The sequence below is a fragment of the Agromyces bauzanensis genome (assembly GCF_014645655.1).
Taxonomy (GTDB): Bacteria; Actinomycetota; Actinomycetes; order Actinomycetales; family Microbacteriaceae; genus Agromyces; species Agromyces bauzanensis.
This window is the reverse complement of sequence record NZ_BMMD01000002.1, coordinates 283,085-305,131: the sequence shown is the minus strand read 5'-3', so window position 1 is coordinate 305,131 and position 22,047 is coordinate 283,085. Positions and strand designations below refer to the sequence as shown.

Below are 22,047 nucleotides of genomic sequence, written 5' to 3'. Positions count from 1 at the left end.
CCTTGCTCGATGTTCCTCTGCGGTTGGACTGGGGGTCAGCGAGGGTCCGGGTCGTCCGGGTCGGTCTCGTCGTGGTGCTCCTGCTTGCCGAACGTCGGATTGTGCACCGCACCGAGGGTGATGTGCACCGCCTGCTGGTCGGTGTAGAAGTCGATCGAGCGGTAGCCGCCCTCGTGGCCGAGGCCCGAGGCCTTCACGCCGCCGAAGGGTGTGCGCAGGTCGCGGACGTTGTTCGAGTTCAGCCACACCATGCCGGCCTCGACCGCCTGCGCGAAGTTGTGCGCGCGCTTGAGGTCGTTGGTCCAGATGTAGGCGGCGAGGCCGTACTTCACGCCATTCGCGAGTTCGAGCGCCTCCGCGTCGGAGTCGAAGGGCGTGATCGCGACGACCGGCCCGAAGATCTCCTCCTGGAAGATCCGCGCGTCCTTCGGGACATCCGCGAACACCGTCGGGGCGACGTAGTTGCCCGTGGGGAAGCCCTCGGGGCGGCCGCCGCCGGCGACGAGGCGGCCCTCGGCCTTGCCGATCTCGACGTAGCTCATGACCTTCTCGTAGTGCTCGGGGTGCACGAGCGCGCCGACCTCGGTCTTCGGGTCGTGCGGGTCGCCCACGACGACGCGCTTCGCCTGCGCGGCGTACTTCTCGACGAACTCGTCGTAGATCGAACGCTCGACGAGGATGCGGCTGCCCGCGGTGCAGCGCTCGCCGTTGAGCGAGAACACGCCGAAGATCGTGGCGTCGACCGCCGCGTCGAGGTCGGCGTCGGCGAAGACCACCGCCGGGCTCTTGCCGCCGAGCTCCATCGAGAGGCCCTTGAGGAAGGGCGCCGCGTTGCCGAAGATGATCTGGCCGGTGCGGCTCTCGCCCGTGAACGAGATGAGCGGCACGTCGGGGTGCTTGACGAGCGCGTCGCCCGCCTCCTCGCCGAGGCCGTTGACGAGGTTGAACACCCCGTCGGGGAGGCCTGCCTCGCGGAAGATGTCGGCCCACAGCGATGCCGAGAGCGGCGTGAACTCGGCGGGCTTCAGCACGACGGTGTTGCCGGTGGCGAGCGCGGGGGCCAGCTTCCACGACTCGAGCATGAACGGCGTGTTCCACGGCGTGATCAGCCCCGCGACGCCGATCGGCTTGCGGTTCACGTAGTTCACCTGCCGGCCGGGGACCTTGTAGGTGTCGTCGGCCTGGGCGACGATCAGGTCGGCGAAGAAGCGGAAGTTCTCGGCCGCGCGACGCGCCTGTCCGAGGGCCTGCGTGATCGGCAGGCCGGTGTCGAAGGTCTCGAGCTCGGCGAGGCGTGCGTCCTGCGCCTCCACGCCGTCGGCGATGCGGTGCAGCACCCGGGAGCGCTCGCGGGGCAGCATCCGCGGCCACGAGCCCTCGGTGAAGGCGCGCCTGGCGGCGGCGACGGCGCGGTCGATGTCGGCCTTCTGACCGGCCGCGGCCTGCACGTAGGTCTCGTTCGACACGGGGTCGAGCACGTCGAACGTCTCGCCGCCGACCGAGTCGACGAACTCGCCGTCGATGAAGTGGCGGATGCGGTCGGGCAGTCCCTCGGGGATGTGACGCGTCATGTGTTCCTCGTTCGGTGGGTCAGTCGATGGTCGTGGCGAGCTGCGGCTCCGTGGCCCGGCGCGGGGCCGGATGCTTGTGCTCGGCGGTGTAGGCGAGCACCGCGTCGAGCGTGGCGGTGCGGTGGGCCCGGGCGGCGAGCTCGATCTCGAGCGCGTCGGCGCCCGACTCGATGAGCTCGATGATGCGCTCGTGCTCGGCCACGGACTCGGCGGCGCGGCCCGGCACGAAGCTGAACGACGTGTCGCGCAGGAGCTTCAGGCGGTTCCAGCCGCGGTGCACGAGGTCGAGGATGTGCGGGTTCGGGCACGCCTCGTAGAGCGCGGCGTGGAACTCGGTGTTGAGCGCCGTGAAGCGGTGCGGGTCGAAGTCGTCGAGGAGCCTCCGCATCCGCTCGTTGATCTGCCGGGCCCGCTGCAGCTGGTCGGCGGTGAGGTACGGCGCCGACAGCGAGGTCGCCGCGCCCTCGACGATGGAGAGCGTCTGCATGGTGTGCAGGTACTCGGTCTCCTTGATGAGCGCGACCTGGGCGCCGACGTTGCGTTCGAACGTGACGTACCCCTCGGCCTCGAGGCGCCGGATGGCCTCGCGCACGGGGACCACCGAGACGTCGAGCTCGCGCGCGATCTGGCCGAGCACGAGCCGGTAGCCGGGCACGAAGCGACCGTCGTCGATGCGCTCGCGGAGGTAGTCGTAGGCCCGCTGCGACTTGCTCGCCCCGGTCATGAGGTCGGTCCCTGAGCCAGTCGAAGGGCCGCCTCGTAGCGGACCCGCCACTCGGCGTTCATCGGGAACAGTCCGTCGACGGATGCCCCGGCCGCGACCTGCTCGGCGACCCAGGCGTCCTCGCGCTCCTGGGTCTCCGCCTCGGCGAGCACCTCCTCGACGAGCGCGGGCGGGATCACGATGACGCCGTCACCGTCGCCCACGATGACGTCGCCGGGCTGCACGGCGGCGCCGCCGCACGCGATCGTCACGTCGGTCTCCCACGGCACGTGCCGGCGGCCCAGCACCGAGGGGTGCGCGCCCTGCGAGAACACGGGGAGCTCGAAGCCGCGCACCACGTCGTAGTCGCGCACGCCGCCGTCGGTGACGATGCCGGCGGCGCCGCGCACCTGGGCGCGGAGCGCGAGCACGTCGCCCACGGTGCCGGTCCCGCGCTCGCCGCGGGCCTCGACCACGAGCACCTCGCCGGGCGCCACGGTGTCGAACGCGCGCTTCTGCGCGTTGAATCCGCCGCCGTGGCGCTGGAAGAGGTCGGGCCGAAAGGGGATGAACCGGAGGGTCCTCGCGCGACCCACGATGCGGTCGCCGTCGTGGTTCGATGAGACGCCCTCGATGAAGACGTCGTGGTAGCCGCGCTTGCGGAGCGCGACCGAGAGGGTCGCGACGCCGACCCCGGAGAGGCGCTCGCGCAGGTCGTGGGTGAGCTCGAACTCTTCGCTCCCCGCGCCTGTCGAAGGGAGCTGCCCCGGCGCGGTCCCTTCGACGGGCTCAGCGACCGGGGCGAGGCCCGCGGCCTCGGCACTGCCCCACGCCTCCTCGCGCTGCAGGTCGTCGACCGCCGGCGTGGTGCCGAAGTCGCCGAACGGCACGGTGCCCTCGGTGATGGTCGTCACGAGTCGCCCGCTCGAGGGCGCGCCCGGGGCATCCGGTGCGTCCACCTCGACCTCGACGACGTCGCCGGGCACGACGACCGACGAGCCTGCCGGTGTGCCGGTGAGGATGACGTCGCCGGTCTCGAGGGTCATGAGCTGTGAGAGGTCGGCGACGAGCTGGCCGAACGGGAAGAGCAGCGTGTCGCTCGTGTCGTGCTGCACGAGTCGGCCGTTGACCCACGTGCGCACGCGGAGGCCGGCGGGGTCGACGGCTTCCGCTGGGATCGCGGCCGGGCCGAGCGGCGTGAAGCCGTCTCCGCCCTTCGAGCGCACGTTCGAGCCCTTGTCGGCCGCCCGCAGGTCGTAGAGGCCGAAGTCGTCGGCCGCGGTGACGGATGCCACGTGCCGCCAGCCCTCCTCGGGGGAGACGCGCCGCGCGGGCTCGCCGATGATGAGCGCGATCTCGCCCTCGAAGGCGAGCAGTTCGGTGCCGGCAGGACGTTCGAGCGTGCTGCCGGAGGCCGCCACCGAAGACGTCGGCTTCAGGAAGTAGCTCGGGGCTGCGGGCGTGCGGCCGCGCTGCGCCGCGCGCGACCGGTAGTTGAGGTGCACGGCGATGATCTTGCCGGGGGTGGCGATCTCGTCGGTGGTCATGGACATCCTCGTCTCGTTGTATCTGAAATCATATACGATCATGCACGACAGGGGAGGCGCCGCTCAATAGCCGGCGCGCGGCCCGCTCCCCGCATCGTCGCCGGGGCCCCCGCCGGTCCGGATGAAGCGGCCTGCGAGCGCCTCCGACGCGCGAGCCAGCATCGCGACGTCCGCGCCCACGAGCACGAACGCCGCCCCGGCCTCGAGGTACCGGTCGGCGACGGCGGGAGCGAACGCGTTCACCCCGGCGGGTTTCCCGGCCGCCGCGGCCGCGCGCATGCAGTGCTCGACAGCGGTCACCACGTCGGGATGCTCCTGCTGCCCGAGCAGTCCCATCGAGGCCGCGAGGTCCGACGGGCCGACGAAGATCGCGTCGACGCCGTCGACCGCGAGGATCTCCGTCACGTGCTCGACCGCGGCCACGGATTCGATCTGCACCGTGAGCGAGATCGTGCCCGAGGCATCCGCGAGGTAGTCGGGCACCCGGTTCCATCGCGACGCGCGGGCGAGCGCGCTGCCCACCCCGCGGACGCCCGCCGGCGGGTAGCGCACCGCGCGCACCATCTCGGCGGCGTGCTCGGCCGAGTCGACCATGGGCACGAGGAGGTTCTGCACACCGAGGTCGAGGTACTGCTTGATCGTCACGACGTCGCCGTACGGCGGGCGCACGAGCGGGGTGGCCGGGTAGGCGGCCACGGCCTGGAGCTGGGCGAGGATCGACTCGAGCGAGTTGGGGGAGTGCTCGCCGTCGATGAGCAGCCAGTCCAGTCCGCTGCCCGCGGCGATCTCGGCGATGAGCGGGCTGCCGGAGCACACCCACATCCCGACGAGCGGCCGGTCGGATGCCGCGAGCCGGTCGCCGAAGGTCGGCGGCAGTGTCATTCGAATCGGCATGTGATGGCCCCCAGCTGTCCGTAGTCGGCGTGCACGGTGTCGCCCCGTTCGACCCACATGGGGCGCGTGAACGACCCCGCGAGGATGATCTCGCCGGCGCCGAGCGACTGGCCGTGCTGCGCGAGCCTGTTCGCGAGCCACGCGACGGCCATGGCGGGGTGGCCGAGCACCGCCGCCGCGACGCCGGACTCCTCGATGACCTGGTTGCGGTAGAGCAGCGCCGAGACCCAGCGGAGGTCGACCGCGTCGACCCGCACGGGATTCCCCCCGACCACCATCGCGCCCATGGCCGCGTTGTCGGAGATGGTGTCGACGATCGTGCGACCGGCCATCTCGACGTGCGAATTCAGGATCTCGAGCGCGGGCACGACGTAGGCGGTGGCGTCGAGCACGTCGAAGATGGTCGTGTCGGGGCCGGCGAGCGGCTTCGCGAGCGTGAAGGCGAGCTCGACCTCGATGCGCACGTTCGAGAACCGGTCGAACTCCACGCTCGTGCCCGACTCGATGACCATGTCGTCGAAGATCACCCCGTAGTCGGGCTCGGTGATGCCCGTGGCGACCTGCATGGCCTTGGAGGTGAGCCCGATCTTGCGGCCGACGAGTCGCGCGCCCTGCTCGGCGCGGCGCTCGGCCCAGAGCTGCTGCACGGCGTATGCGTCCTCGACGGTCATGTCGGGGTTGCGCGCCGTGAGGAGGGGGACGATGGATCGATCGCGATCGGCGGCGACGAGTTCGTCGGCGATCTCGGCGATGCGTGCTGGATCGAGCAAGCGTTGGCTCCACTTCGTTGTCGAGGACTCGGTCTCGATCGTATTCGATCCGGTCGTCAGATGTGGTATCTCATATCATATATGATGTGTGTCACGTTCACCCGGCTCTGCGGTGAGCCGCATCCGCCCCCGTCGCGGACCACACCGGCATGTTTCCGTTCCCGCGCGACGTGCCCGCTCCAGCGGGCACGTCGCGCGGGAACGGAAACATCCGGCGGGGCGGAGGGCCCGCGTGGGCGTCGGCTCATCGTCGGTTGACCGCGATCACCTCGTGCTGGTACGGCGCGATGACGCGCCCCGAGATGCGGCAGTCCAGCAGCAGGAACCGGCGCTCGCCGACCGGCCCGGCTGCCCAGGTCGCGAGCCGGTCGAGGTCGGCGAGTTCGCGCACCACGACGCCCTCGGCGCCGACGGCGGTCGCGAGGGCCGCGAAGTCGACCTCGGGAATGAGCATGGGCGCCTCGGCGTAGCCCTGCAGCCCGTAGAGGTTCACCTCGGCGCCGTAGGCCGCGTCGTTCCAGACCACGGCGATGCCGCGCCCGGCGGCCGTTCGCACGGCGCTCTCGAGGTCGGCGAGCGCCATGAGGCCGCCGCCGTCGCCCGTCGTCAGCACGATGGCCGACTCGGGCTTCGCCGCGGCGGCGCCCGGCACGCTGGGCAGGCCCAGTCCGATCGACTGGAACGCCGTGCCGACCATGAGCATGCGGTCGGGCGACGCCACCGGCCAGTACATGTTCGCCCAGCCGATGAAGTGCCCGCCGTCGGACACGACGACGCGGTCCCCGGGCAGCAGTTCGCCGAGGCGGGCCGCGACGCGGCGCGGGTCGAGCCGGCCGTCGGGAGCGACGTCGTCGCCGGGGTGCAGCCGGCGGAGCGGGGCGAAGTCGACCGACTCGCGCCAGCCGTTCGACGACGCGTGCGCCTGTTCCAGTCGGTCGGCGATCCCGGATGCCGCGAGCCGCGCGTCGCCCGGAGCGAAGTCGGTGACCGTGGGGTGCGTCGCCTCGGGGGCGAGGTCGACCTGCACGACCCGCGTGCCCGGCGCGAAGAGCCGGCCGAACCGCATCGTGTACTGGTTGAGTCCGGCGCCGAAGACGACCGCGACATCCGCCTCGTGCACGAGCGCCATCGCGTGCTCCTGACCGAACCCGCCGGTGACGCCGAGGTCGAAGCGCGGTTCGGGGAAGATGCCTCGGGCGAGTGCGGTCGACGCGGTGACGGCGCCCGTGAGGTCCGCGAGCCGGCCGAGCTGCTCGCCCGCGCCGGCGAGCCAGGCGCCGCGGCCGGCGAGGAGGAACGGCCGACGTGCGCCTGTGAGCAGCTCGGCGACCAGGTCGAGCCGCCGGCCGTCCGGCATGAGCGGTGCGGGCAGGGCGACAGGCGGGACTGCGCCGGCAGCGGGCAGGTCTCCGGCGTCGGCCGTGGCGAGGTCGTAGGGGATCGCGAGCACCACGGCCGTGCGGTGGGCGAGCGCGTGCTCGATCGCGCGCAGGGTCGTGGCCGCGGCATCCTCGCGGCTCATCGTGAGGGTCGGCACCCGTGCAGCGGCGGCCATGGCCGCCTGGTCGACATCCCACGGGCGCAGCCCTGCGGTCGGAGCGTCGCCGACGACGAGCACGACGGGGATCCGCGCCTGGGCGGACTCGGCGAGCGCGGTCAGCGTGTTCGTGAAGCCCGCACCATAGGTCGCGGTCGCCGCGGCGAGGCGGCCCGAGGCGCGGAAGAACGCGTCTGCCGCCACCACGCCGCCGACCTCGTGGCGCAACGGCGTGTACCGGGTGGAGGTGCGGTCGAGAGCGTCGAGCAGGGCGGCGTTGCCGTTGCCCATGACGCCGAAGACGTGGTCGACGCGGGCGGAGAGCGCGTGCGCGACGTGCGCGGAGACCGAGGCCATGCGAAGTCCTTCGAGACGGTGAACGGAACTGACGAATCCGTGTATGTCTCGCTCGAGCCGGTTCGTCGCGGTTCGGCTTCGTGCCCATTTTTCGAGCACCGGCGCGCGCGGCGCCTGGACGCCACGAGTCTACCGGCACCGATCGGCCGCCGTGCGACTGCGCACATGCCCGTCGGCGCGGTGGGCACGACCCACCGCGCCGGACCGGCTGGTCCGGGTCAGACTCGACGGCTGCCCGTCATCATCCGCACCAGCCACACGATGACCGCGATGACGAGCAGGACGATGCCGACCCACAGCAGGAAGCTCAGCGACTCGACGAACCCGCCCGTGAAGAGCAGGATGACGGCGATGATCGCGACGATGATCAGGAGGATGTTCACGGATCTTCCCTTCGACGGATGGTCCTCGCCCCACGGGTTCGCGGGGTGCGACCATGGGGCCACTCGACCACCGATCGGGCCGTCTGTCCACCGGTTGCGTGGCGGGTCGCGGGTCCGCTATGCGCGTCAGCTGAGCTCGGCCCGGATGCCGCGAGCCGCCCGTGCCAGCCGGGCGCCGATGTCGTCGAGCCGCGCCTGCACCCCGATGTAGACGACCGCGAGGGCGGCGAGCGGCTGGCCGGGCACCGCGAGCGGCACGGCGACCGACGCCATGCCCGGGATCACCTCGTCGCGGCTCACCGCGAAGCCGCGCTCGTGCGCCTCGGTGATGCGGTCATCGTCGAGGTCGAGCCGGGATTCCGCAGCGAGGGGGCGGCGGCGCTGCTCGCGCGTGAGGAGCGTCTGGATGGCTATGCCGGGGGCGCCGACCGCGAGTGCGTGGCGCGTGCCCGGCCGCTGGGCGACGGTGGCGTGCGCGTGGCGCGGCTCGACGCTCACGAGCGTGACCACCTCGCCGTGGTCGAGGATGCCGACGAAGGCCGTCATGCCGAGGTCGTTCGCCACCGCGGTGAGCTCTGGCAGCGCGGCGGACTGCAGGTCGCGCGAGACGCTTCTGGCGAGCGCCGCGAGACGCGCTCCGAGTTCGATGCTGCCCGAGGCGGTGCGCCCGACGAGGCCGTGGTCCTCGAGCGTGCGCAGCAGCCGATAGACGATCGAACGGTGCACGTCCAGGGCTGCGGCGAGCTCCGCGATGGTGAGCGGGCCGGCGGCCTCGGCCAGGACCTCGAGCACGCGGATGCCTCGCGACAGCGTTTGCGAGTGCGGCGCCTTGGCGCCCTCGATCGTGTCCGCGGTGTCCGCTCGATCGTCAACGGTCATCGAGGGCCCCTTGGCGTATCAATAGTCGAACTGGCGATTCGATAATAGAATGCTGTTCGCCAAGCCTGCAACAGGCTGCAACGGGGACGGCATCGAGCATTCCGTAGAATCGAAGCATCCCCCCACCACGACGAGGCCGGCGGCGCTCCGGCGCGCTCGGTCGAGGAGGAACCACGTGACCCACGAGTTCGACGCCCGACGCGAGGAATGGATCGCCCGAGAGGAGCTCGCCGAGCGGATGATCCCGCTCATCGGCGGCCTCTATCGAGACCACGGGGTGGTGACGTCGATACAGGGTCGGCGGCTGATCAACCGCTCGGCGATCGAGTTGCTGAAGGCGCACCGATTCGCGCGGCAGGCCGGCGACGAGGAGATGCCGCTGGCCGACACCATGCGGGTGCTTGAGGCGCTGCGCGAACTCGGCCCCGGTCCGGCCTCCATCGACGTGGCCCGCCTGATGGCACGCCACCGAGCGTCGGGCGAGCAGGTGCCGCTCATCGACTTCCTGCGCAGCGAGCTCGCGCCGGTCCTGGTCGATGACGACGCCGAGCCGGCCCGCGGCACCGATATCGTGCTCTACGGCTTCGGACGCATCGGGCGCCTCCTCGCGCGCATCCTGATCGCGCACGCCGGGCACGGCAAGGGCCTGCGCCTGCGCGCCATCGTGGTGCGCAAGGGCGCCGAGAACGATCTCGTGAAGCGTGCGAGCCTGCTCCGCCGCGACTCGGTGCACGGCCCGTTCGCCGGCACGATCGAGGTCGACGAGGAGGCGAACACGATCCTCGCCAACGGCACCCTGATCCAGGTCATCTACTCGAACGACCCGGCGTCGATCGACTACACCGAGTACGGCATCGACGATGCGATCGTCGTGGACAACACCGGTCGCTGGCGCGACGAGGAGGGGCTCAGCCAGCACCTGCGATCGAAGGGCGTGGCCCGCGTGCTCCTCACGGCACCCGGCAAGGGCGCGCTGAAGAACATCGTGCACGGCATCAACCACGGCGAGATCGCCGCCGACGACCGCATCCTCTCGGCCGCTTCGTGCACGACGAACGCCATCACGCCCGTGCTCAAGGCCGTCCACGACGCCTACGGCGTGGTTCGCGGACACGTCGAGACGGTGCACTCGTACACCAACGACCAGAACCTCATCGACAACTTCCACAAGGGCGATCGCCGCGGCCGCTCGGCGGCGCTCAACATGGTCATCACCGAGACCGGCGCGGCGAAGGCCGTCGCGAAGGCGCTGCCCGAGCTCGCAGGCAAGCTCACGGGCAGCTCCATCCGGGTGCCCACCCCTGACGTGTCTCTCGCGATCCTCAACCTGCAGTTCGAGCGCCCGACGTCGAAGGCCGAGCTCAACCGCCACCTCCGTCAGGTGTCGCTGACATCGCCGCTTCGCCCGCAGATCGACTACATCGAGTCGCCCGAGGTCGTCTCCACCGACTTCGTCGGGTCGAACCGTGCGGGCATCGTCGACGGGCTCGCCACGATCGCCGACGGCACCGAAGCCGTGCTCTACGTCTGGTACGACAACGAGTACGGCTACAGCTGCCAGGTCGTCCGCGTCATCGAGGCGATGGCCGGCACGCACCCGCTCGTGCTCCCCGAGCGCGAACCGGTCGTGCTGGAGCGCGCGGTGGCCGCGGCTTCGCCGGTCGAGTCGGACGCAGCGTCTCCAGCCCTCCCGCGACATGTCGTAGGCTGGAACGCATGAGCACCGAAGCCGTCATCGTCGATGTCATCCGCACGCCCGTCGGGCGGGGCAAGCCCGGGGGTCTCCTCTCGGGCATCCACTCGGTCGACCTCCTCGCGGGCGTCCTCGACACCCTCGTCTCGCGCAACGACCTCGATCCGGCGCTCGTCGACGACGTGATCGGCGGATGCGTCAGCCAGATCGGCGAGCAGAGCTTCAACATCACCCGCAACGCCGTGCTCGCGGCGGGCTTCCCCGAGACGGTGCCGGGCACGACCATCGACCGTCAGTGCGGATCGAGCCAGCAGGCGGCGACGTTCGCCGCCCAGGCGGTGCTCGCCGGCCATGCCGACATCGTGATCGCGTGCGGCGTCGAGTCGATGAGCCGCGTTCCGCTCGGCTCGAGTACCGCCGGCGCCGACCCGTACGGCTCCCGGCTGCTCGCCCGATACCCCGACGGGCTCGTCGGCCAGGGCGTCTCCGCCGAGCTCGTCGCCGCCAAGTGGGGCTTCTCGCGCGAGGAGCTCGACGCGTTCTCGGCCCGCTCGCACCAGCTCGCCGCGGCGGCGGGGGAGTCGGGTGCGTTCGCCACCGAGGTCGTGCCGGTGCCCGGCGTCGACTCGCTCGTCGACGAGACCGTGCGGCCGGCCACCACGGTCGAGTCGCTCGCGGGCCTGAACCCGGCGTTCCGCACCGACGCGCTCGCCGAACGGTTCCCCGAGCTCGACTGGCGTATCACGCCCGGCAATTCGTCACCGCTCACCGACGGGGCATCCGCAGCGCTCATCATGAGCGCCGAGGCCGCCGAGAAGCTCGGCCTCACGCCGCGCGCCCGGTTCCGTGCGTTCTCGGTCGTCGGCAGCGACCCGCTGTACATGCTCACCGGCGTCATCCCGGCCACCGAGAAGGTGCTCGCGCGGGCGGGGCTCGTACACGCCGACATCGATGCCTACGAGGTCAACGAGGCGTTCGCGCCGGTGCCGCTCGCGTGGCTTCGCGAGACCGGGGCGGATGCCGCGAAGCTCAACCCGCGCGGCGGCGCCATCGCCCTCGGCCACGCGCTCGGCTCGAGCGGCACCCGCCTGCTCACGACGCTCGTGAACCAGCTCGAGGCCACGGGCGGACGCCTCGGCCTGCAGACGATGTGCGAGGGCGGCGGCATGGCCAACGCCACCGTCATCGAGCGCCTCTGAGGAACCGCTCGCTGAGCCTGTCGAAGCGAGCCGACCCTCCCGCACCACTCGCTCCATCACCCTCCGAACCTCGAGAGTGCACTCACCGCCCTCGCGGTGGCGGCAACTGCACGCTCGACAACCGGCACGCGAAAGGACACACCAGATGGAACTCGACGGCACCTCCGCGATCGTCACGGGCGGCGCATCCGGCCTCGGCAAGGCCACCGCCCGCGCACTCATCGAGGGCGGGGCATCCGTCGTCCTCGTCGACCTGCCCGGCCCCCGCGGCGAGGAGGCCGCCGCCGAACTCGGCGACCGTGCCGGCTTCGTCGGGGCGGATGTCGCGGACGAAGCGCAGGTGCAGGCGGCTGTGGCCGCGGCATCCGCCCTGGCGCCACTCCGCGTCGCGGTGAACTGCGCCGGAATCGCCACGGCGAACCGCACCGTCGGGCGCGACGGCCCGGCGCCGCTCGACGCGTTCGAGCGCACGATCCGGGTGAACCTCATCGGCACGTTCAACGTGATCCGGCTCGCCGCCGCGGCGATGGCCGAGACCGAGCCGGTGTCGGCGGGCGTGCCCGGCGGCCCGGCGACGGCCGAGCGCGGCGTCATCGTGAACACCGCCTCGGTGGCCGCGTTCGAAGGCCAGATCGGGCAGGCCGCCTACTCGGCGTCGAAGGGCGGCGTGGTCGGGATGACCCTGCCCATCGCCCGCGACCTGTCCAAGCTCCTGATCCGCGTCGTCACCATCGCGCCCGGGATCTTCGAGACGCCCATGATGGCGGGCATGCCCGACGACGTGCGGGCGTCGCTCGAGGCGCAGGTGCCGCACCCGTCGCGCCTGGGGCATCCGACCGAGTACGCCGCACTCGTGCGCTCGATCATCGCGAATCCGATGCTGAACGGCGAGAGCATCCGCTTGGACGGCGCGATCCGGATGCAGCCGAAGTAGGCGGCGAGCGGATGTCGCGACGCCCGCGACCCCGGTGGCGCGGGCGCCGCGGCATCCGACCCGGGATCAGACCGCGTCGAGCGCAGGGGCGCCGCGGTTGGCCGCGGCCTTGCGGAACCCGTCGATGAGGGTGGTCATCGTTCGTCTCCAGTCGTGAGTCGGGTGAGGGCATCGTCGATGCGACGCCAGTCGGCGGTCAGTTCGGCTGCGAGGGTCTCGCCGGCCGGGCCCGTGCGGTAGAACTTGCGCGGACGGGCCTCGTCGGTGTTCCACTCGCTCGTGAGCAGGCCCTGCTTCTCGAGTCGCCGGAGCAGCGGGTAGAGGGTGTTCGCGTCGACGGTGATGCCGATCGCGTTGAGCGACTCGAGCAGCGCGTACCCGTAGTCGGGCGTGCGCAGCCGCACGAGGCACGCGAGCACCACGGTGCCGCGGCGCAGCTCCTGCACGTGCCCCGCGGTGAGGTCGTCATCGCTCATGCCACACACGGTACTGTGTGACACACACTAATGCAATCGTCACTTCATCGGGTGACGCCCAACACACACGTCAGTGGTCGGCGTGGGCCTCGAGGAACCGGTAGACCTCGGCGTCGTCGACGCCCGGGAACGTGCCCGACGGCAGCGGCGACAGCACGTGCGCGTGCAGCCGGGCGCTCGGCCACGCCTGCCCGGCCCAGCGCTCGGCGAGCCCGTCGGGCGCTCGGCGGCAGCAGGCCTCGTCGGGACACGTCGAGACGGCGCGCACCGTCGTCTCGCGGCCGCGGAACCATTTCGCCTGGTTGAACGGCACGCCGACCGTGATCGAGAACTCCGCGGCATCCGTGCGCCCGGTCTGCGTCGCGTCCCAGAAGGTGCCCGCCGGGGTATCGGTGTACTGGTAGTTCTCCGTCGTGCGATTGGTGTGCTCGAACGCGCGTCGCGCGCTCCACTGCTTGCATACCCACTGGCCCTCGATCGACCCGGTGACGTCGGTCGGCAGCGGGAGGCCGTCGTTCTCGTAACCCTTCAGCAGGGCGCCGTCGCCCGCGACCCGCAGGAAGTGCACGGTCATGTCGAGCTGGCTCGTCGCGAGGTTCGTGAAGCGCAGCGCCGCGGCCTCATGCGTCACGCCGAACGCGTCGCGGAAGTCCTCGATCGCGAGTCGCCTCTCCTTCTTCGCGACCTGCAGGAACGCGACGGATGCCTCCTGCGGCATCAGGCAGGCCGCGGCGAAGTAATTGATCTCGAGCCGCTGCCAGAGGAACTCGTCGTAGCTCGACGGCGGCGTGTGCCCGAGCAGTCGGTGGGCCATGGCCTGCAGCGCCATCGACCGCAGTCCGTGCCCGCCGGGGATCGAGGCCGGCGGCAGGTAGATGCGCCCGTTGGCGAGGTCGGTGATGGAACGCGTCGAGTCGGGCAGGTCGTTGACGTAGATGAGCTGGAACCCGAGGCGCTCGGCCATCACGCTCACCTCGCGGTGCGTCAGCGCACCAGCGCGGTGTCCCGACGCTCGCACCTGCTCCTCGGCGAGCTGCTCGATGTCGGGCAGGTAGTTGCCCTGCTCGCGCATGCGCTCGCGCTGGTCGGTGTTCGCGCGACGCGCCTCTTCGGGGGTCGCGATGGCCTCGGCGGCCCGCCGCTGCAGCTCGTGATGAAGGCCCACGATGGCCTCGAGCGATTCGTCGCTGACGCCGCGAACCGGCCGGATCGGCGGGAGGCCGAGGCTCGCGTACAGCGGGCTCGACTGCGCGCGCCCGAGCTCGAGCTCGAGGGCGGCGCGCCGGCTCGGCGCCTCGCGCGCGAGGAGCTCGGCGAGCTCCACGCCGAGCGCCAGCGCGAGGGCGTCGAGCGTGGAGAGCTTCGGCTCGCGCTTGCCGTTCTCGATGAGCGAGAGCTGGCTGCCCGCGAGGCCCACCGCGGCTCCGAGCTGGTCGAGCGTGAGTCCGCGTTCGCCGCGGAAGTGACGGATGCGCTGGCCGAGGATCGCCAGGTCGGGGGTACCTGCCTTCATGGCTTAAGGATAGCGAAAGATCCAACGTTCTTAACGCGCAGAAGACGCGTACGACTCCGTGAAAGAGGCGCATCCTTGAAGTACCGAAGCGCACGATCCAGGCTCCAGAACATGGAAAGGGACGAAGATGACGATCTCCGACTTCTCGATCGGCACCGACGCCTCTGCAGCGGTCGGCGGCACGCGCCGCGGCACCACCGACCCCGAGCTGATCGCCTGGGTCAACGAGATCGCGGCGCTGACCAAGCCCGATGAGATCGTCTGGTGCGACGGCTCCCAGCAGGAGGCCGACCTCCTCACCAAGCAGATGCTCGCCGAGGGCAAGCTCATCAAGCTGAATCCCGAGTGGCGGCCCAACAGCTTCCTGGCGCGCACGGACCCGGGCGATGTCGCACGCGTCGAGGATCGCACGTTCATCTGCTCGACATACGAGGAGGATGCCGGACCCACGAACAACTGGCGCGACCCCCACGCGATGCGCGAGGAGCTCACGCACGTGTTCGACGGCTCGATGAAGGGCCGCCCGATGTACGTCGTGCCGTTCTCGATGGGGCCGCTCGGCGGCCACATCTCGCAGCTCGGCGTCGAGATCACCGATTCGCCCTACGTGGTGCTCTCGATGGGCATCATGACCCGCATGGGCGACGCGGTGTACCGCCTCATCGAGGCCGGCGAGCCGTGGGTGCAGACCGTGCACTCGGTCGGCTACCCGCTCGTCGACGGCGTCGGCCACCGGCGCTCCGATGTCGAGTGGCCCTGCAACGAGACGAAGTACATCGTGCAGTTCCCCGACTCCCGCGAGATCTGGTCGTACGGCTCGGGCTACGGCGGCAACGCCCTGCTCGCGAAGAAGTCGTTCGCGCTGCGCATCGCATCGGTGATGGCGCGCGACGAGGGCTGGCTCGCCGAGCACATGCTGCTCATCAAGATCACCTCGCCCGAGGGCAGGGCCTACCACGTGGCCGCGGCGTTCCCGTCCGCCTGCGGCAAGACGAACCTCGCGATGCTGCGCCCGACCATCCCCGGATGGAAGGTCGAGACCATCGGCGACGACATCGCCTGGATGCGCCCCGGCGACGACGGCCGCCTCTATGCCATCAACCCCGAGGCGGGCTTCTTCGGCGTCGCGCCCGGCACCGGCGAGACCACCAACCCGACCGCCGTGCAGACGATCTGGGGCAACACGATCTTCACGAACGTCGCGCTCCGCGATGACGGCGACGTCTGGTGGGAGGGGCTCACCGACGACGTGCCCGCCCACCTCATCGACTGGCAGGGCAACGACTGGACGCCGGCATCCGGCCGCCCGGCGGCGCACCCCAACTCGCGGTTCACGGTCGCGGCGGCCCAGTGCCCCCAGATCGCCGACGACTGGGAGGCGCACGACGGCGTGCCGATCGACGCCATCCTCTTCGGCGGACGTCGCGCGACGAACGTGCCGCTGGTCGCCGAGGCGCGCAGCTGGAAGCACGGCGTGTTCATGGGTGCGACGATCTCGTCGGAGCAGACTGCCGCGGCCGAGGGCACCGTGGGCGAACTCCGCCGCGACCCGTTCGCGATGCTCCCGTTCTGCGGCTACAACATGGCCGACTACTGGGGCCACTGGGTGAAGATGGGTCGCCTCCTCGGCGAGAAGGCGCCGAAGATCTACCAGGTGAACTGGTTCCGCAAGGGCCACGACGGTTCGTTCCTGTGGCCCGGGTTCGGCGAGAACTCGCGCGTGCTCGAGTGGATCGTGCGCCGCGTCGAGGGCGCCGCCGACGCGGTCGAGACGCCCATCGGCCTGCTGCCCGCGCCCGGCGCGCTCGACATCGCGGGTCTCGATCTCTCCGACGACACCGTCGAGCAGCTGTTCGACGTGCACCGCGAGACGTGGCTGGCCGAGTGCGACCTCACCGAGGAGTACTTCGCGCAGTTCGGCGACCGCGTCCCGGCGGCGCTCAACGCCGAGCTTGCGAGCCTGCGCTACCACCTGAAGCACCAGGACGACTAGCGCTTTCCGGCAGGTCGCACGGCCGCGGACGCCTCGCGGCGCTAGCCTGTGCCGCGAGGAGGCGGCATGGACTACGGGGCGGGCATCGAGCAGGTCGGCGAGATCGTCGACATCATCGGCGTCGTGGCGATCGTCGTAGGGGTGGTCTACGCGATGGCGGACGCGGCGCTGCGCGGCCTCCGGCGACGGGGTCCCGTGTACTCGCGCTTCCGCCGCGTGCTCGGTCGGGCGATCCTGCTCGGCCTCGAGTTGCTCGTCGCCGCCGACATCATCAAGACCGTCGCGGTCACGCCCACCCTCGAGTCGGTCGCGGTGCTCGGCATCATCGTGCTCATCCGGACGTTCCTGAGCTTCTCGCTCGAGCTCGAGATCACGGGCCGCTCGCCGTGGCAGAAGCGCGACGAGCCCGTGGTGGAACGGTCCGAGTCCATCTGACGCACTGCGAGGCGTTGTGCTCGCGATGCGGGGGCCGGGGACCCGGGATGGCTCGAGGCCGGCCGAGGTCGTCGTCATCCGCTCTGGCGGGCGAGCTCCTCCTCGATCACGGATGCCGCGTCGTCGACGAGTTCCTCGCTGATCACGACGCTCGGCAGGAACCGCAGCACGCTGTCCCACGAGCCTGCGTCGAGCACGATGACGCCGTTTGCCGCGGCGTGCCCGATGACGGCCTTCAGCGCGCCGGGATTGGGCGTGCGTGTGCCGGGGACCACGAGCTCTGCACCCCACATCGCACCGCGACCGCGGACCTCGCCGACGACGGGGAAGCGGTCGGCCCAGTCCCCGATGCGTGCGGTGAATGCGCGCTCGACGCGCTGAGCCTCGGCGATGAGCCCGTCGCGCTCGATGACCTCGAACGTGGCGAGCGCCGCGGCCGTCGACACCGGATTGCCGCCGAACGTGCCGCCGATGCCGCCGGGTTGCACGGCGTCCATGATCTCGGCGCGACCCGTGACCGCGGCCAGCGGGAACCCGCCGGCGATGCCCTTCGCCGTCGTCACTAGGTCGGGCACGACGTCGAAGTGCTCGATCGAGTACCACGCGCCGGTGCGCGCGATGCCCGCCTGGATCTCGTCGGCGACGAAGACGATGCCGTGCGCGGCGCAGAACTCCGCGAGGGCCTCGAAGTAGCCGTCCGCGGGGATCACGACACCGCCGTCACCCTGGATCGGCTCGACGAACAGGGCGGCGAGTTCCGACGCCCCGATGTGGGTGACGACGTAGTCGATGGTGCGGGCCGCGGCATCAGGCCCGCTCAGTCCGTCCTTGAACGGGTAGCTCGACGGCACGCTGTAGAGCTCGCCGGGGAACGGCCCCATGCCGGCGCGCTCGGGCCACGGGCGATACGTCATGGCCATCGTCAGGTTGGTACGGCCGTGGAACGCGTGGTCGAGCGACGCGATCGCGCGGCGGCCCGTGTGCTTTCGGGCGATCTTCACGGCGTTCTCCACGGCCTCGGCGCCCGAGTTCACGAGGATCGAGCGCTTCTCGAAGTCGCCGGGCGTGATCTCGGCGAGCTTCTCCGCGACCCGCACGTAGTCCTCGTAGGGCGTGACCGTGAACAGCGCGTGCGTGAGCTTCGAGGCCTGGGCGGATGCCGCGGCCGCGACGTCGGGGTGGGCGTGCCCGATGGTCGTCACGCCGATGCCGCACCCGAGGTCGATGACGCGGTTGCCATCGACGTCCACGAGGATCGCGCCCGAGCCGTGGTCCATGAAGATGTCGGCGAGCGTGCCGGCGCCGCGTGACACCGCGCGCCGGCGGCGCTCGAGGAGCTCGCGTGAGCGGGGACCGGGCAGTTCGGTGACGAGGTTTCGGCTCTGGGGCACGGAGAACGACATGACTCCGAGCCTACGTCGCCGGTCGTCTCGCGTCGGCTTCGGCGACGGATGCGCCGGCTGCCTCTCCGGCCGCCTCGCCCATCCGCCACGACCCGACGATGCGCCCGTGGTGCGAGGTCTCGGGTGGCCGGAGCCGCACCAGGGCCATGGTGTCGAGCAGGAGCCGATCTCCTTCGTGCACCCGGCCGTGCCCCTTGGCCGTGACGTGCGGGCGGTAGTCCGTACGGGTGTGCCCGAGGTCGACGGCCCGCTCGCGCAGGGCGGTCATCGCGACGGCCCGCAGGGCGGGCAGGGCGTCGCCATCGTCGCGCACGAGCGAGACGAGGATGTTGCGCCGCGGGCCGAACATCGCGTCCTCGGCGACGTCGGCCGGGATCGGCCGTGTCGCCGCGGCGACCGGGGCGAGCGCGGCGTCCAGCGTGTCGACCTCGACGTCGGTCTCGAACGGCTCGACGAGCGTGACGTGCAGGGGCCATTGTGCCACCGTGAACTCGGCGTTCACGACGAGTGGCTCGATCGGCAGCACGACGACGAAGCGCGTCATCCGGCGAGTCTAGCCGCGCGGGCCGCCTGTCTCCTGCAGACGTGCGACCGGGGATGTCGAAACGGATGTGTGCCTCGTTCGGGGGTTTTCGCCGTGTCCGCAGGGCGGTAAAGTCCAGCCAGTCGTTGTTACTGCGTCCCGAGAGATCGGTTCGCAGACGGGAGAGTTCCCGTGACGGCGCTTCTCGAGGGGGAGACTCATGCGACGATTCAGCGCACTTGCGACGGTGGCGACGCTGACGGTGGCGCTCGCGGCGGTCGCCGTCCCGGCGACGGCCGCGCCGAACGGGCCGAAACCGCCGTCTCCGGGCGGTACGGAAACGCTGGCCGAGCACCTCGTCGGGCCGCTCACCTTCGACGTGACGCCGAACGGCACGCTCTACATCGGCCAGGACTTCGTCGGCCTGCTCACGAAGGTCTCCGGCGGGGTCTCCGAGACGCTCGCCACCGGGCCTGCGATCGCCGCGGTCTCGACCCTCGGCGACGTCGTGACCTGGGGTGAGCGCGAGGGTGACATGGAGCAGGTGTCCGCCTCCCGGCTCATGCGGCGCGCCGCAGACGCAACGGTGACGTCGATCGACGTGCTCGCCTGGGAGCAGGCGAACAACCCCGATGCGAGCGCCGAGTACGGCTTCCGCGACCTCTCGACGGACTGCCTGGCGCAGATCCCGCCGTTCCTGCTGCCCTTCGTCGGCCCGCACGGAGGCGGGATCGACACCCATGTGTACGGCTCGCTCACGCTGAACGACGTGACCTACGTCGCGGATGCCGGCGCGAACGCCGTGCTCGCCGTCGACTCGGCCGGGAACATCTCGACGGTCGCCGTGCTGCCGTCGTCGAGTTTCGTCGCCACAGACGAACTCGCAGCGTCCTCCGGCCTGCCCGAGTGCGTCGTCGGTCACGACTTCGTCACCGAGCCGGTGCCGACCGACGTCGAGCTGGGCACTGACGGCTGGCTGTACGTCACCTCGCTCCCGGGGGGCCCCGAGGATGCGAGCTTCGGTGCGCGAGGTTCCGTGTATCGCGTGAACCCCACGACGGGTGAGGTACAGCTGTACGCGTCCGGGTTCGCCGGTGCGACCGGCCTCGCGGTCGCCCCGAACGGCACGGTGTTCGTCGCCGAGATGTTCGGCGACCGGGTGTCGGTCATCACGAAGCGCGGTGAGGTCAGCACCTTCGCGGACCTGACCTCGCCTGCCGACATCGAGTGGCAGAGCGGCCGGCTCTACGTCTCGACCGAGGTGTTCGGCGACGGAAAGGTCGTCTCGATCGGGCTGCGGTAGCGCGTTCGGTGCCGCTCGCCTCGAGGCGCCTCAGACCAGCAGTTGATGCGCCGCGAGGTCGCGGTACAGCGGCACGGATGCGACGAGCTCGCCGTGCGTGCCGTCGCCGATGACCCGGCCGTCGTCGACGACGAAGATCCGGTCGGAGTCGACGACCGTGGAGAGGCGGTGCGCGATGACGATGAGCGTGCGCCCCTCGGACACGGCGTCGATGGCCTCGCGCATCATGCGCTCGTTCATGCCGTCGAGCGACGACGTCGACTCGTCGAGGAGGAGGATCGGCGGTGCGGCGAGGAGCGCGCGGGCGATGGCGAGGCGCTGACGCTCGCCGCCCGAGAGCATGATGCCGTCCTGTCCGACGGCCGCGTCGAGGCCCGCCGGGTCGCGGTCGAGCACGCTGCCGAGGTTCACGGCGCGCAGCACGTGCTCGCACTGGGCGTCGGTGGCGTCGGGGCTGCCGAGCTTGAGGTTGTCGCGCAACGATCCGGCGAGCACGGGGGCGTCCTGCTCGACGTAGCCGATCTGGGCCCTGAGCTCGGCGCGGTCGAGCGAGCGCAGGTCGAGGCCGCCCATGCGCACCGCGCCGACCGAAGGGTCGTAGAACCGCTCGATGAGGGCGAGGATCGTGGACTTGCCGGCGCCCGACGGGCCGACCAACGCGATGCGCTGCCCCCAGGGCACCTGGAACGAGATGCCGCGCAGCACGGGCTGGCGCTCGGTGACGTTCGGCTCGGGAAGGTGCTCGTCGGGGGAGTCGTTCGCGGGGTCGGCGGGGTCCTGTCGGGTCGCCGCGTAGGCGAAGTGCACGTCGTCGAACTCGATGGCAGGGGCATCCGGAGGCACGCCCGCGTTGGCCTCGCCGACCACGAGGGCGAGCGGGGCGAGCTCGCGGTCGTGCGCGTCCTCGTCGGGCAGGTCGAGGATCTCCTGGATGCGGCCGAGCGCGCCGAGCGCCTGGTTCACCGACGTGATCGCGCCGAACGCCTGGCCGAGCGGCAGGATCATCATGAACAGGAACAGGATGAACGCGACGAGGTTCGCCACCGTGATGGCGCCGCTCGCGACGCGGAACCCGCCGACGCCGAGCACGACCAGGAACGACACCTGCATCGCGATGCCCGCGATGGGCACGATGAGGGCCGAGATCTTCGCGACCCTGACACCCATCTCCCAGGCGCCCTCGGCATCGCGCTCGACCGCGCGGATCTCGCGCTCGGTGGCGCCCGCGGCCCGGATCGTGCGCACCGAGCTGATCGCGCGCTCGACGGCCGCCGCGACGTCGCCGATCTTCTCCTGCGCCCGGTGCGACGCCTCGCGCACCCGGCGGGAGAGGAGGGTCACGGTCGTGATGGCGATCGCCACGACGAGCACCGTGAGGCCGAGCAGCACCGGATCGATGATGAGCATCGCGATGAGGGCGCCGACGAACGTGACCGTGCCGCCGATCGCCTCGACGAGCCCCTGCGTGAGCACGGCGCGCAGCATGGTCGTGTCGCTGCCGACACGCGAGACGAGGTCGCCCGTGCGGCGCGTGTCGAACTCGGCGATCGGCAGGCGCAGGAGCTTCGCCACGAGACGCCTGCGGCTCGACAGCACGACGCCCTCGCCCGTGCGCTGCAGCAGGTAGTGCTGGTAGCCCGAGATGACGCCGCTCACGACGACGAGGGCGATGAGCCCCCACACGATCCAGCCGAGCGGCTCGCCGGCCTCGACGATCGAGATGACCTGGCTCACGAGCAGCGGCTGGGCGAGGCTCGCGAGCGCCCCGACGACCGAGAGCACGGCGACCCAGATGAGCACCGGTCGGTGCTCGAAGATGAAGGGCAGCAACTGCGCGAACGTCGCGCGGGGGCCCGGGGTCCTGTCGCGTCGGGCGAACGGGCTGCGTCGCCCACGGGTGGTGCTCTCGCTCATGGTCTCTTCCTGTCCGCGCG

General features: G+C 71.1%; 19 protein-coding genes. 6 read left to right on the top strand and 13 right to left on the bottom strand.

The features are described from left to right. Positions 1–35: 35 nt before the first annotated feature. The 8 genes from hpaE to IEX31_RS03660 form a co-directional block, all read right to left on the bottom strand. Complete coding sequence (gene hpaE, locus IEX31_RS03695; protein ID WP_188742080.1) at positions 36–1,571, bottom strand: 5-carboxymethyl-2-hydroxymuconate semialdehyde dehydrogenase; 1,536 nt, start codon at positions 1,569–1,571, stop codon at positions 36–38. Between the two features lie 19 nt (positions 1,572–1,590). Next, on the bottom strand, positions 1,591–2,295 hold the full coding sequence (locus tag IEX31_RS03690; RefSeq protein ID WP_188742079.1) for a GntR family transcriptional regulator: 705 nt from the start codon (positions 2,293–2,295) through the stop codon (positions 1,591–1,593). Beyond that, entirely contained in the window at positions 2,292–3,821 is a 1,530-nt protein-coding gene (locus IEX31_RS03685; protein ID WP_188742078.1) for a fumarylacetoacetate hydrolase family protein, read from the bottom strand. Before IEX31_RS03685 ends, IEX31_RS03690 begins: the two co-directional genes overlap by 4 nt. Before the next feature lie 63 nt (positions 3,822–3,884). Continuing rightward, positions 3,885–4,715: an HpcH/HpaI aldolase family protein gene (locus IEX31_RS03680; protein WP_188742077.1), complete on the bottom strand. Its 831-nt coding sequence runs from the start codon at positions 4,713–4,715 to the stop codon at positions 3,885–3,887. Further along, the gene (gene hpaH, locus IEX31_RS03675; protein ID WP_188742076.1) at positions 4,700–5,485 is read right to left on the bottom strand and encodes a 2-oxo-hept-4-ene-1,7-dioate hydratase; all 786 of its coding nucleotides are present in this window, start codon (positions 5,483–5,485) and stop codon (positions 4,700–4,702) included. Before hpaH ends, IEX31_RS03680 begins: the two co-directional genes overlap by 16 nt. Before the next feature lie 244 nt (positions 5,486–5,729). Further along, entirely contained in the window at positions 5,730–7,379 is a 1,650-nt protein-coding gene (locus IEX31_RS03670; protein WP_188742075.1) for a thiamine pyrophosphate-binding protein, read from the bottom strand. Positions 7,380–7,597: 218 nt separating this feature from the next. Next, positions 7,598–7,762, bottom strand: coding sequence for a hypothetical protein (locus IEX31_RS03665; RefSeq protein ID WP_188742074.1), 165 nt, complete (start codon positions 7,760–7,762; stop codon positions 7,598–7,600). Positions 7,763–7,888: 126 nt separating this feature from the next. Then, positions 7,889–8,641, bottom strand: a complete 753-nt coding sequence (locus tag IEX31_RS03660) for an IclR family transcriptional regulator (RefSeq protein ID WP_188742073.1) — start codon at positions 8,639–8,641, stop codon at positions 7,889–7,891. A gap of 175 nt (positions 8,642–8,816) precedes the next feature. Between IEX31_RS03660 and IEX31_RS03655 the strand changes: the two genes are divergently transcribed. The 3 genes from IEX31_RS03655 to IEX31_RS03645 all read left to right on the top strand — a co-directional run bounded on the left by IEX31_RS03655 (position 8,817) and on the right by IEX31_RS03645 (position 12,467). Beyond that, on the top strand, positions 8,817–10,361 hold the full coding sequence (locus IEX31_RS03655; RefSeq protein ID WP_268236944.1) for a glyceraldehyde-3-phosphate dehydrogenase: 1,545 nt from the start codon (positions 8,817–8,819) through the stop codon (positions 10,359–10,361). After that, a complete protein-coding gene (locus tag IEX31_RS03650) occupies positions 10,358–11,533 on the top strand; it encodes a thiolase family protein (protein ID WP_188742071.1) in 1,176 nt (391 codons plus the stop codon). The genes IEX31_RS03655 and IEX31_RS03650 overlap by 4 nt, the downstream gene beginning before the upstream one ends. A 145-nt stretch (positions 11,534–11,678) precedes the next feature. After that, positions 11,679–12,467, top strand: a complete 789-nt coding sequence (locus IEX31_RS03645; RefSeq protein ID WP_188742070.1) for an SDR family NAD(P)-dependent oxidoreductase — start codon at positions 11,679–11,681, stop codon at positions 12,465–12,467. 134 nt (positions 12,468–12,601) lie between these two features. On the opposite strand, the gene IEX31_RS03640 is transcribed toward IEX31_RS03645, so the two are convergent. Beyond that, positions 12,602–12,943: a PadR family transcriptional regulator gene (locus IEX31_RS03640; RefSeq protein ID WP_188742069.1), complete on the bottom strand. Its 342-nt coding sequence runs from the start codon at positions 12,941–12,943 to the stop codon at positions 12,602–12,604. A 70-nt stretch (positions 12,944–13,013) separates the two neighbouring features. Then, entirely contained in the window at positions 13,014–14,456 is a 1,443-nt protein-coding gene (locus IEX31_RS03635; protein ID WP_188742068.1) for a helix-turn-helix domain-containing protein, read from the bottom strand. Between the two features lie 127 nt (positions 14,457–14,583). Here IEX31_RS03635 and IEX31_RS03630 point away from each other — a divergent pair, with 127 nt between their 5' ends. Both IEX31_RS03630 and IEX31_RS03625 read left to right on the top strand, forming a co-directional pair. Further along, positions 14,584–16,449 carry a phosphoenolpyruvate carboxykinase (GTP) gene (locus IEX31_RS03630; protein WP_188742067.1) on the top strand — a complete coding sequence of 622 codons (1,866 nt, stop codon included), beginning with the start codon at positions 14,584–14,586 and terminating at the stop codon, positions 16,447–16,449. A 66-nt stretch (positions 16,450–16,515) separates the two neighbouring features. Continuing rightward, the gene (locus IEX31_RS03625) at positions 16,516–16,884 is read left to right on the top strand and encodes a DUF1622 domain-containing protein (protein WP_188742066.1); all 369 of its coding nucleotides are present in this window, start codon (positions 16,516–16,518) and stop codon (positions 16,882–16,884) included. Between the two features lie 74 nt (positions 16,885–16,958). Here the strand turns inward: IEX31_RS03625 and IEX31_RS03620 are convergent, their stop codons facing one another. Beyond that, the gene (locus IEX31_RS03620; protein WP_188742065.1) at positions 16,959–18,287 is read right to left on the bottom strand and encodes an aminotransferase class III-fold pyridoxal phosphate-dependent enzyme; all 1,329 of its coding nucleotides are present in this window, start codon (positions 18,285–18,287) and stop codon (positions 16,959–16,961) included. A 10-nt stretch (positions 18,288–18,297) separates the two neighbouring features. Next, positions 18,298–18,831, bottom strand: a complete 534-nt coding sequence (locus IEX31_RS03615) for a 2'-5' RNA ligase family protein (RefSeq protein WP_188742064.1) — start codon at positions 18,829–18,831, stop codon at positions 18,298–18,300. 199 nt (positions 18,832–19,030) lie between these two features. Between IEX31_RS03615 and IEX31_RS03610 the strand changes: the two genes are divergently transcribed. Beyond that, positions 19,031–20,113, top strand: coding sequence for a ScyD/ScyE family protein (locus IEX31_RS03610; RefSeq protein ID WP_188742063.1), 1,083 nt, complete (start codon positions 19,031–19,033; stop codon positions 20,111–20,113). Positions 20,114–20,143: 30 nt separating this feature from the next. Here the strand turns inward: IEX31_RS03610 and IEX31_RS03605 are convergent, their stop codons facing one another. Continuing rightward, a complete protein-coding gene (locus IEX31_RS03605) occupies positions 20,144–22,027 on the bottom strand; it encodes an ABC transporter ATP-binding protein (RefSeq protein WP_188742062.1) in 1,884 nt (627 codons plus the stop codon). Positions 22,028–22,047: the final 20 nt, after the last annotated feature.

What these genes read in the sequence shown, in the direction of transcription:
- hpaE (WP_188742080.1), bottom strand. Translation starts at nt 1,571, where the DNA reads ATGACGCGTCACATCCCCGAGGGACTGCCCGACCGCATCCGCCACTTC.
- IEX31_RS03690 (WP_188742079.1), bottom strand. Translation starts at nt 2,295, where the DNA reads ATGACCGGGGCGAGCAAGTCGCAGCGGGCCTACGACTACCTCCGCGAG.
- IEX31_RS03685 (WP_188742078.1), bottom strand. Translation starts at nt 3,821, where the DNA reads ATGACCACCGACGAGATCGCCACCCCCGGCAAGATCATCGCCGTGCAC.
- IEX31_RS03680 (WP_188742077.1), bottom strand. Translation starts at nt 4,715, where the DNA reads ATGCCGATTCGAATGACACTGCCGCCGACCTTCGGCGACCGGCTCGCG.
- IEX31_RS03670 (WP_188742075.1), bottom strand. Translation starts at nt 7,379, where the DNA reads ATGGCCTCGGTCTCCGCGCACGTCGCGCACGCGCTCTCCGCCCGCGTC.
- IEX31_RS03660 (WP_188742073.1), bottom strand. Translation starts at nt 8,641, where the DNA reads ATGACCGTTGACGATCGAGCGGACACCGCGGACACGATCGAGGGCGCC.
- IEX31_RS03650 (WP_188742071.1), top strand. Translation starts at nt 10,358, where the DNA reads ATGAGCACCGAAGCCGTCATCGTCGATGTCATCCGCACGCCCGTCGGG.
- IEX31_RS03645 (WP_188742070.1), top strand. Translation starts at nt 11,679, where the DNA reads ATGGAACTCGACGGCACCTCCGCGATCGTCACGGGCGGCGCATCCGGC.
- IEX31_RS03640 (WP_188742069.1), bottom strand. Translation starts at nt 12,943, where the DNA reads ATGAGCGATGACGACCTCACCGCGGGGCACGTGCAGGAGCTGCGCCGC.
- IEX31_RS03635 (WP_188742068.1), bottom strand. Translation starts at nt 14,456, where the DNA reads ATGAAGGCAGGTACCCCCGACCTGGCGATCCTCGGCCAGCGCATCCGT.
- IEX31_RS03630 (WP_188742067.1), top strand. Translation starts at nt 14,584, where the DNA reads ATGACGATCTCCGACTTCTCGATCGGCACCGACGCCTCTGCAGCGGTC.
- IEX31_RS03625 (WP_188742066.1), top strand. Translation starts at nt 16,516, where the DNA reads ATGGACTACGGGGCGGGCATCGAGCAGGTCGGCGAGATCGTCGACATC.
- IEX31_RS03620 (WP_188742065.1), bottom strand. Translation starts at nt 18,287, where the DNA reads ATGTCGTTCTCCGTGCCCCAGAGCCGAAACCTCGTCACCGAACTGCCC.
- IEX31_RS03615 (WP_188742064.1), bottom strand. Translation starts at nt 18,831, where the DNA reads ATGACGCGCTTCGTCGTCGTGCTGCCGATCGAGCCACTCGTCGTGAAC.
- IEX31_RS03610 (WP_188742063.1), top strand. Translation starts at nt 19,031, where the DNA reads ATGCGACGATTCAGCGCACTTGCGACGGTGGCGACGCTGACGGTGGCG.
- IEX31_RS03605 (WP_188742062.1), bottom strand. Translation starts at nt 22,027, where the DNA reads ATGAGCGAGAGCACCACCCGTGGGCGACGCAGCCCGTTCGCCCGACGC.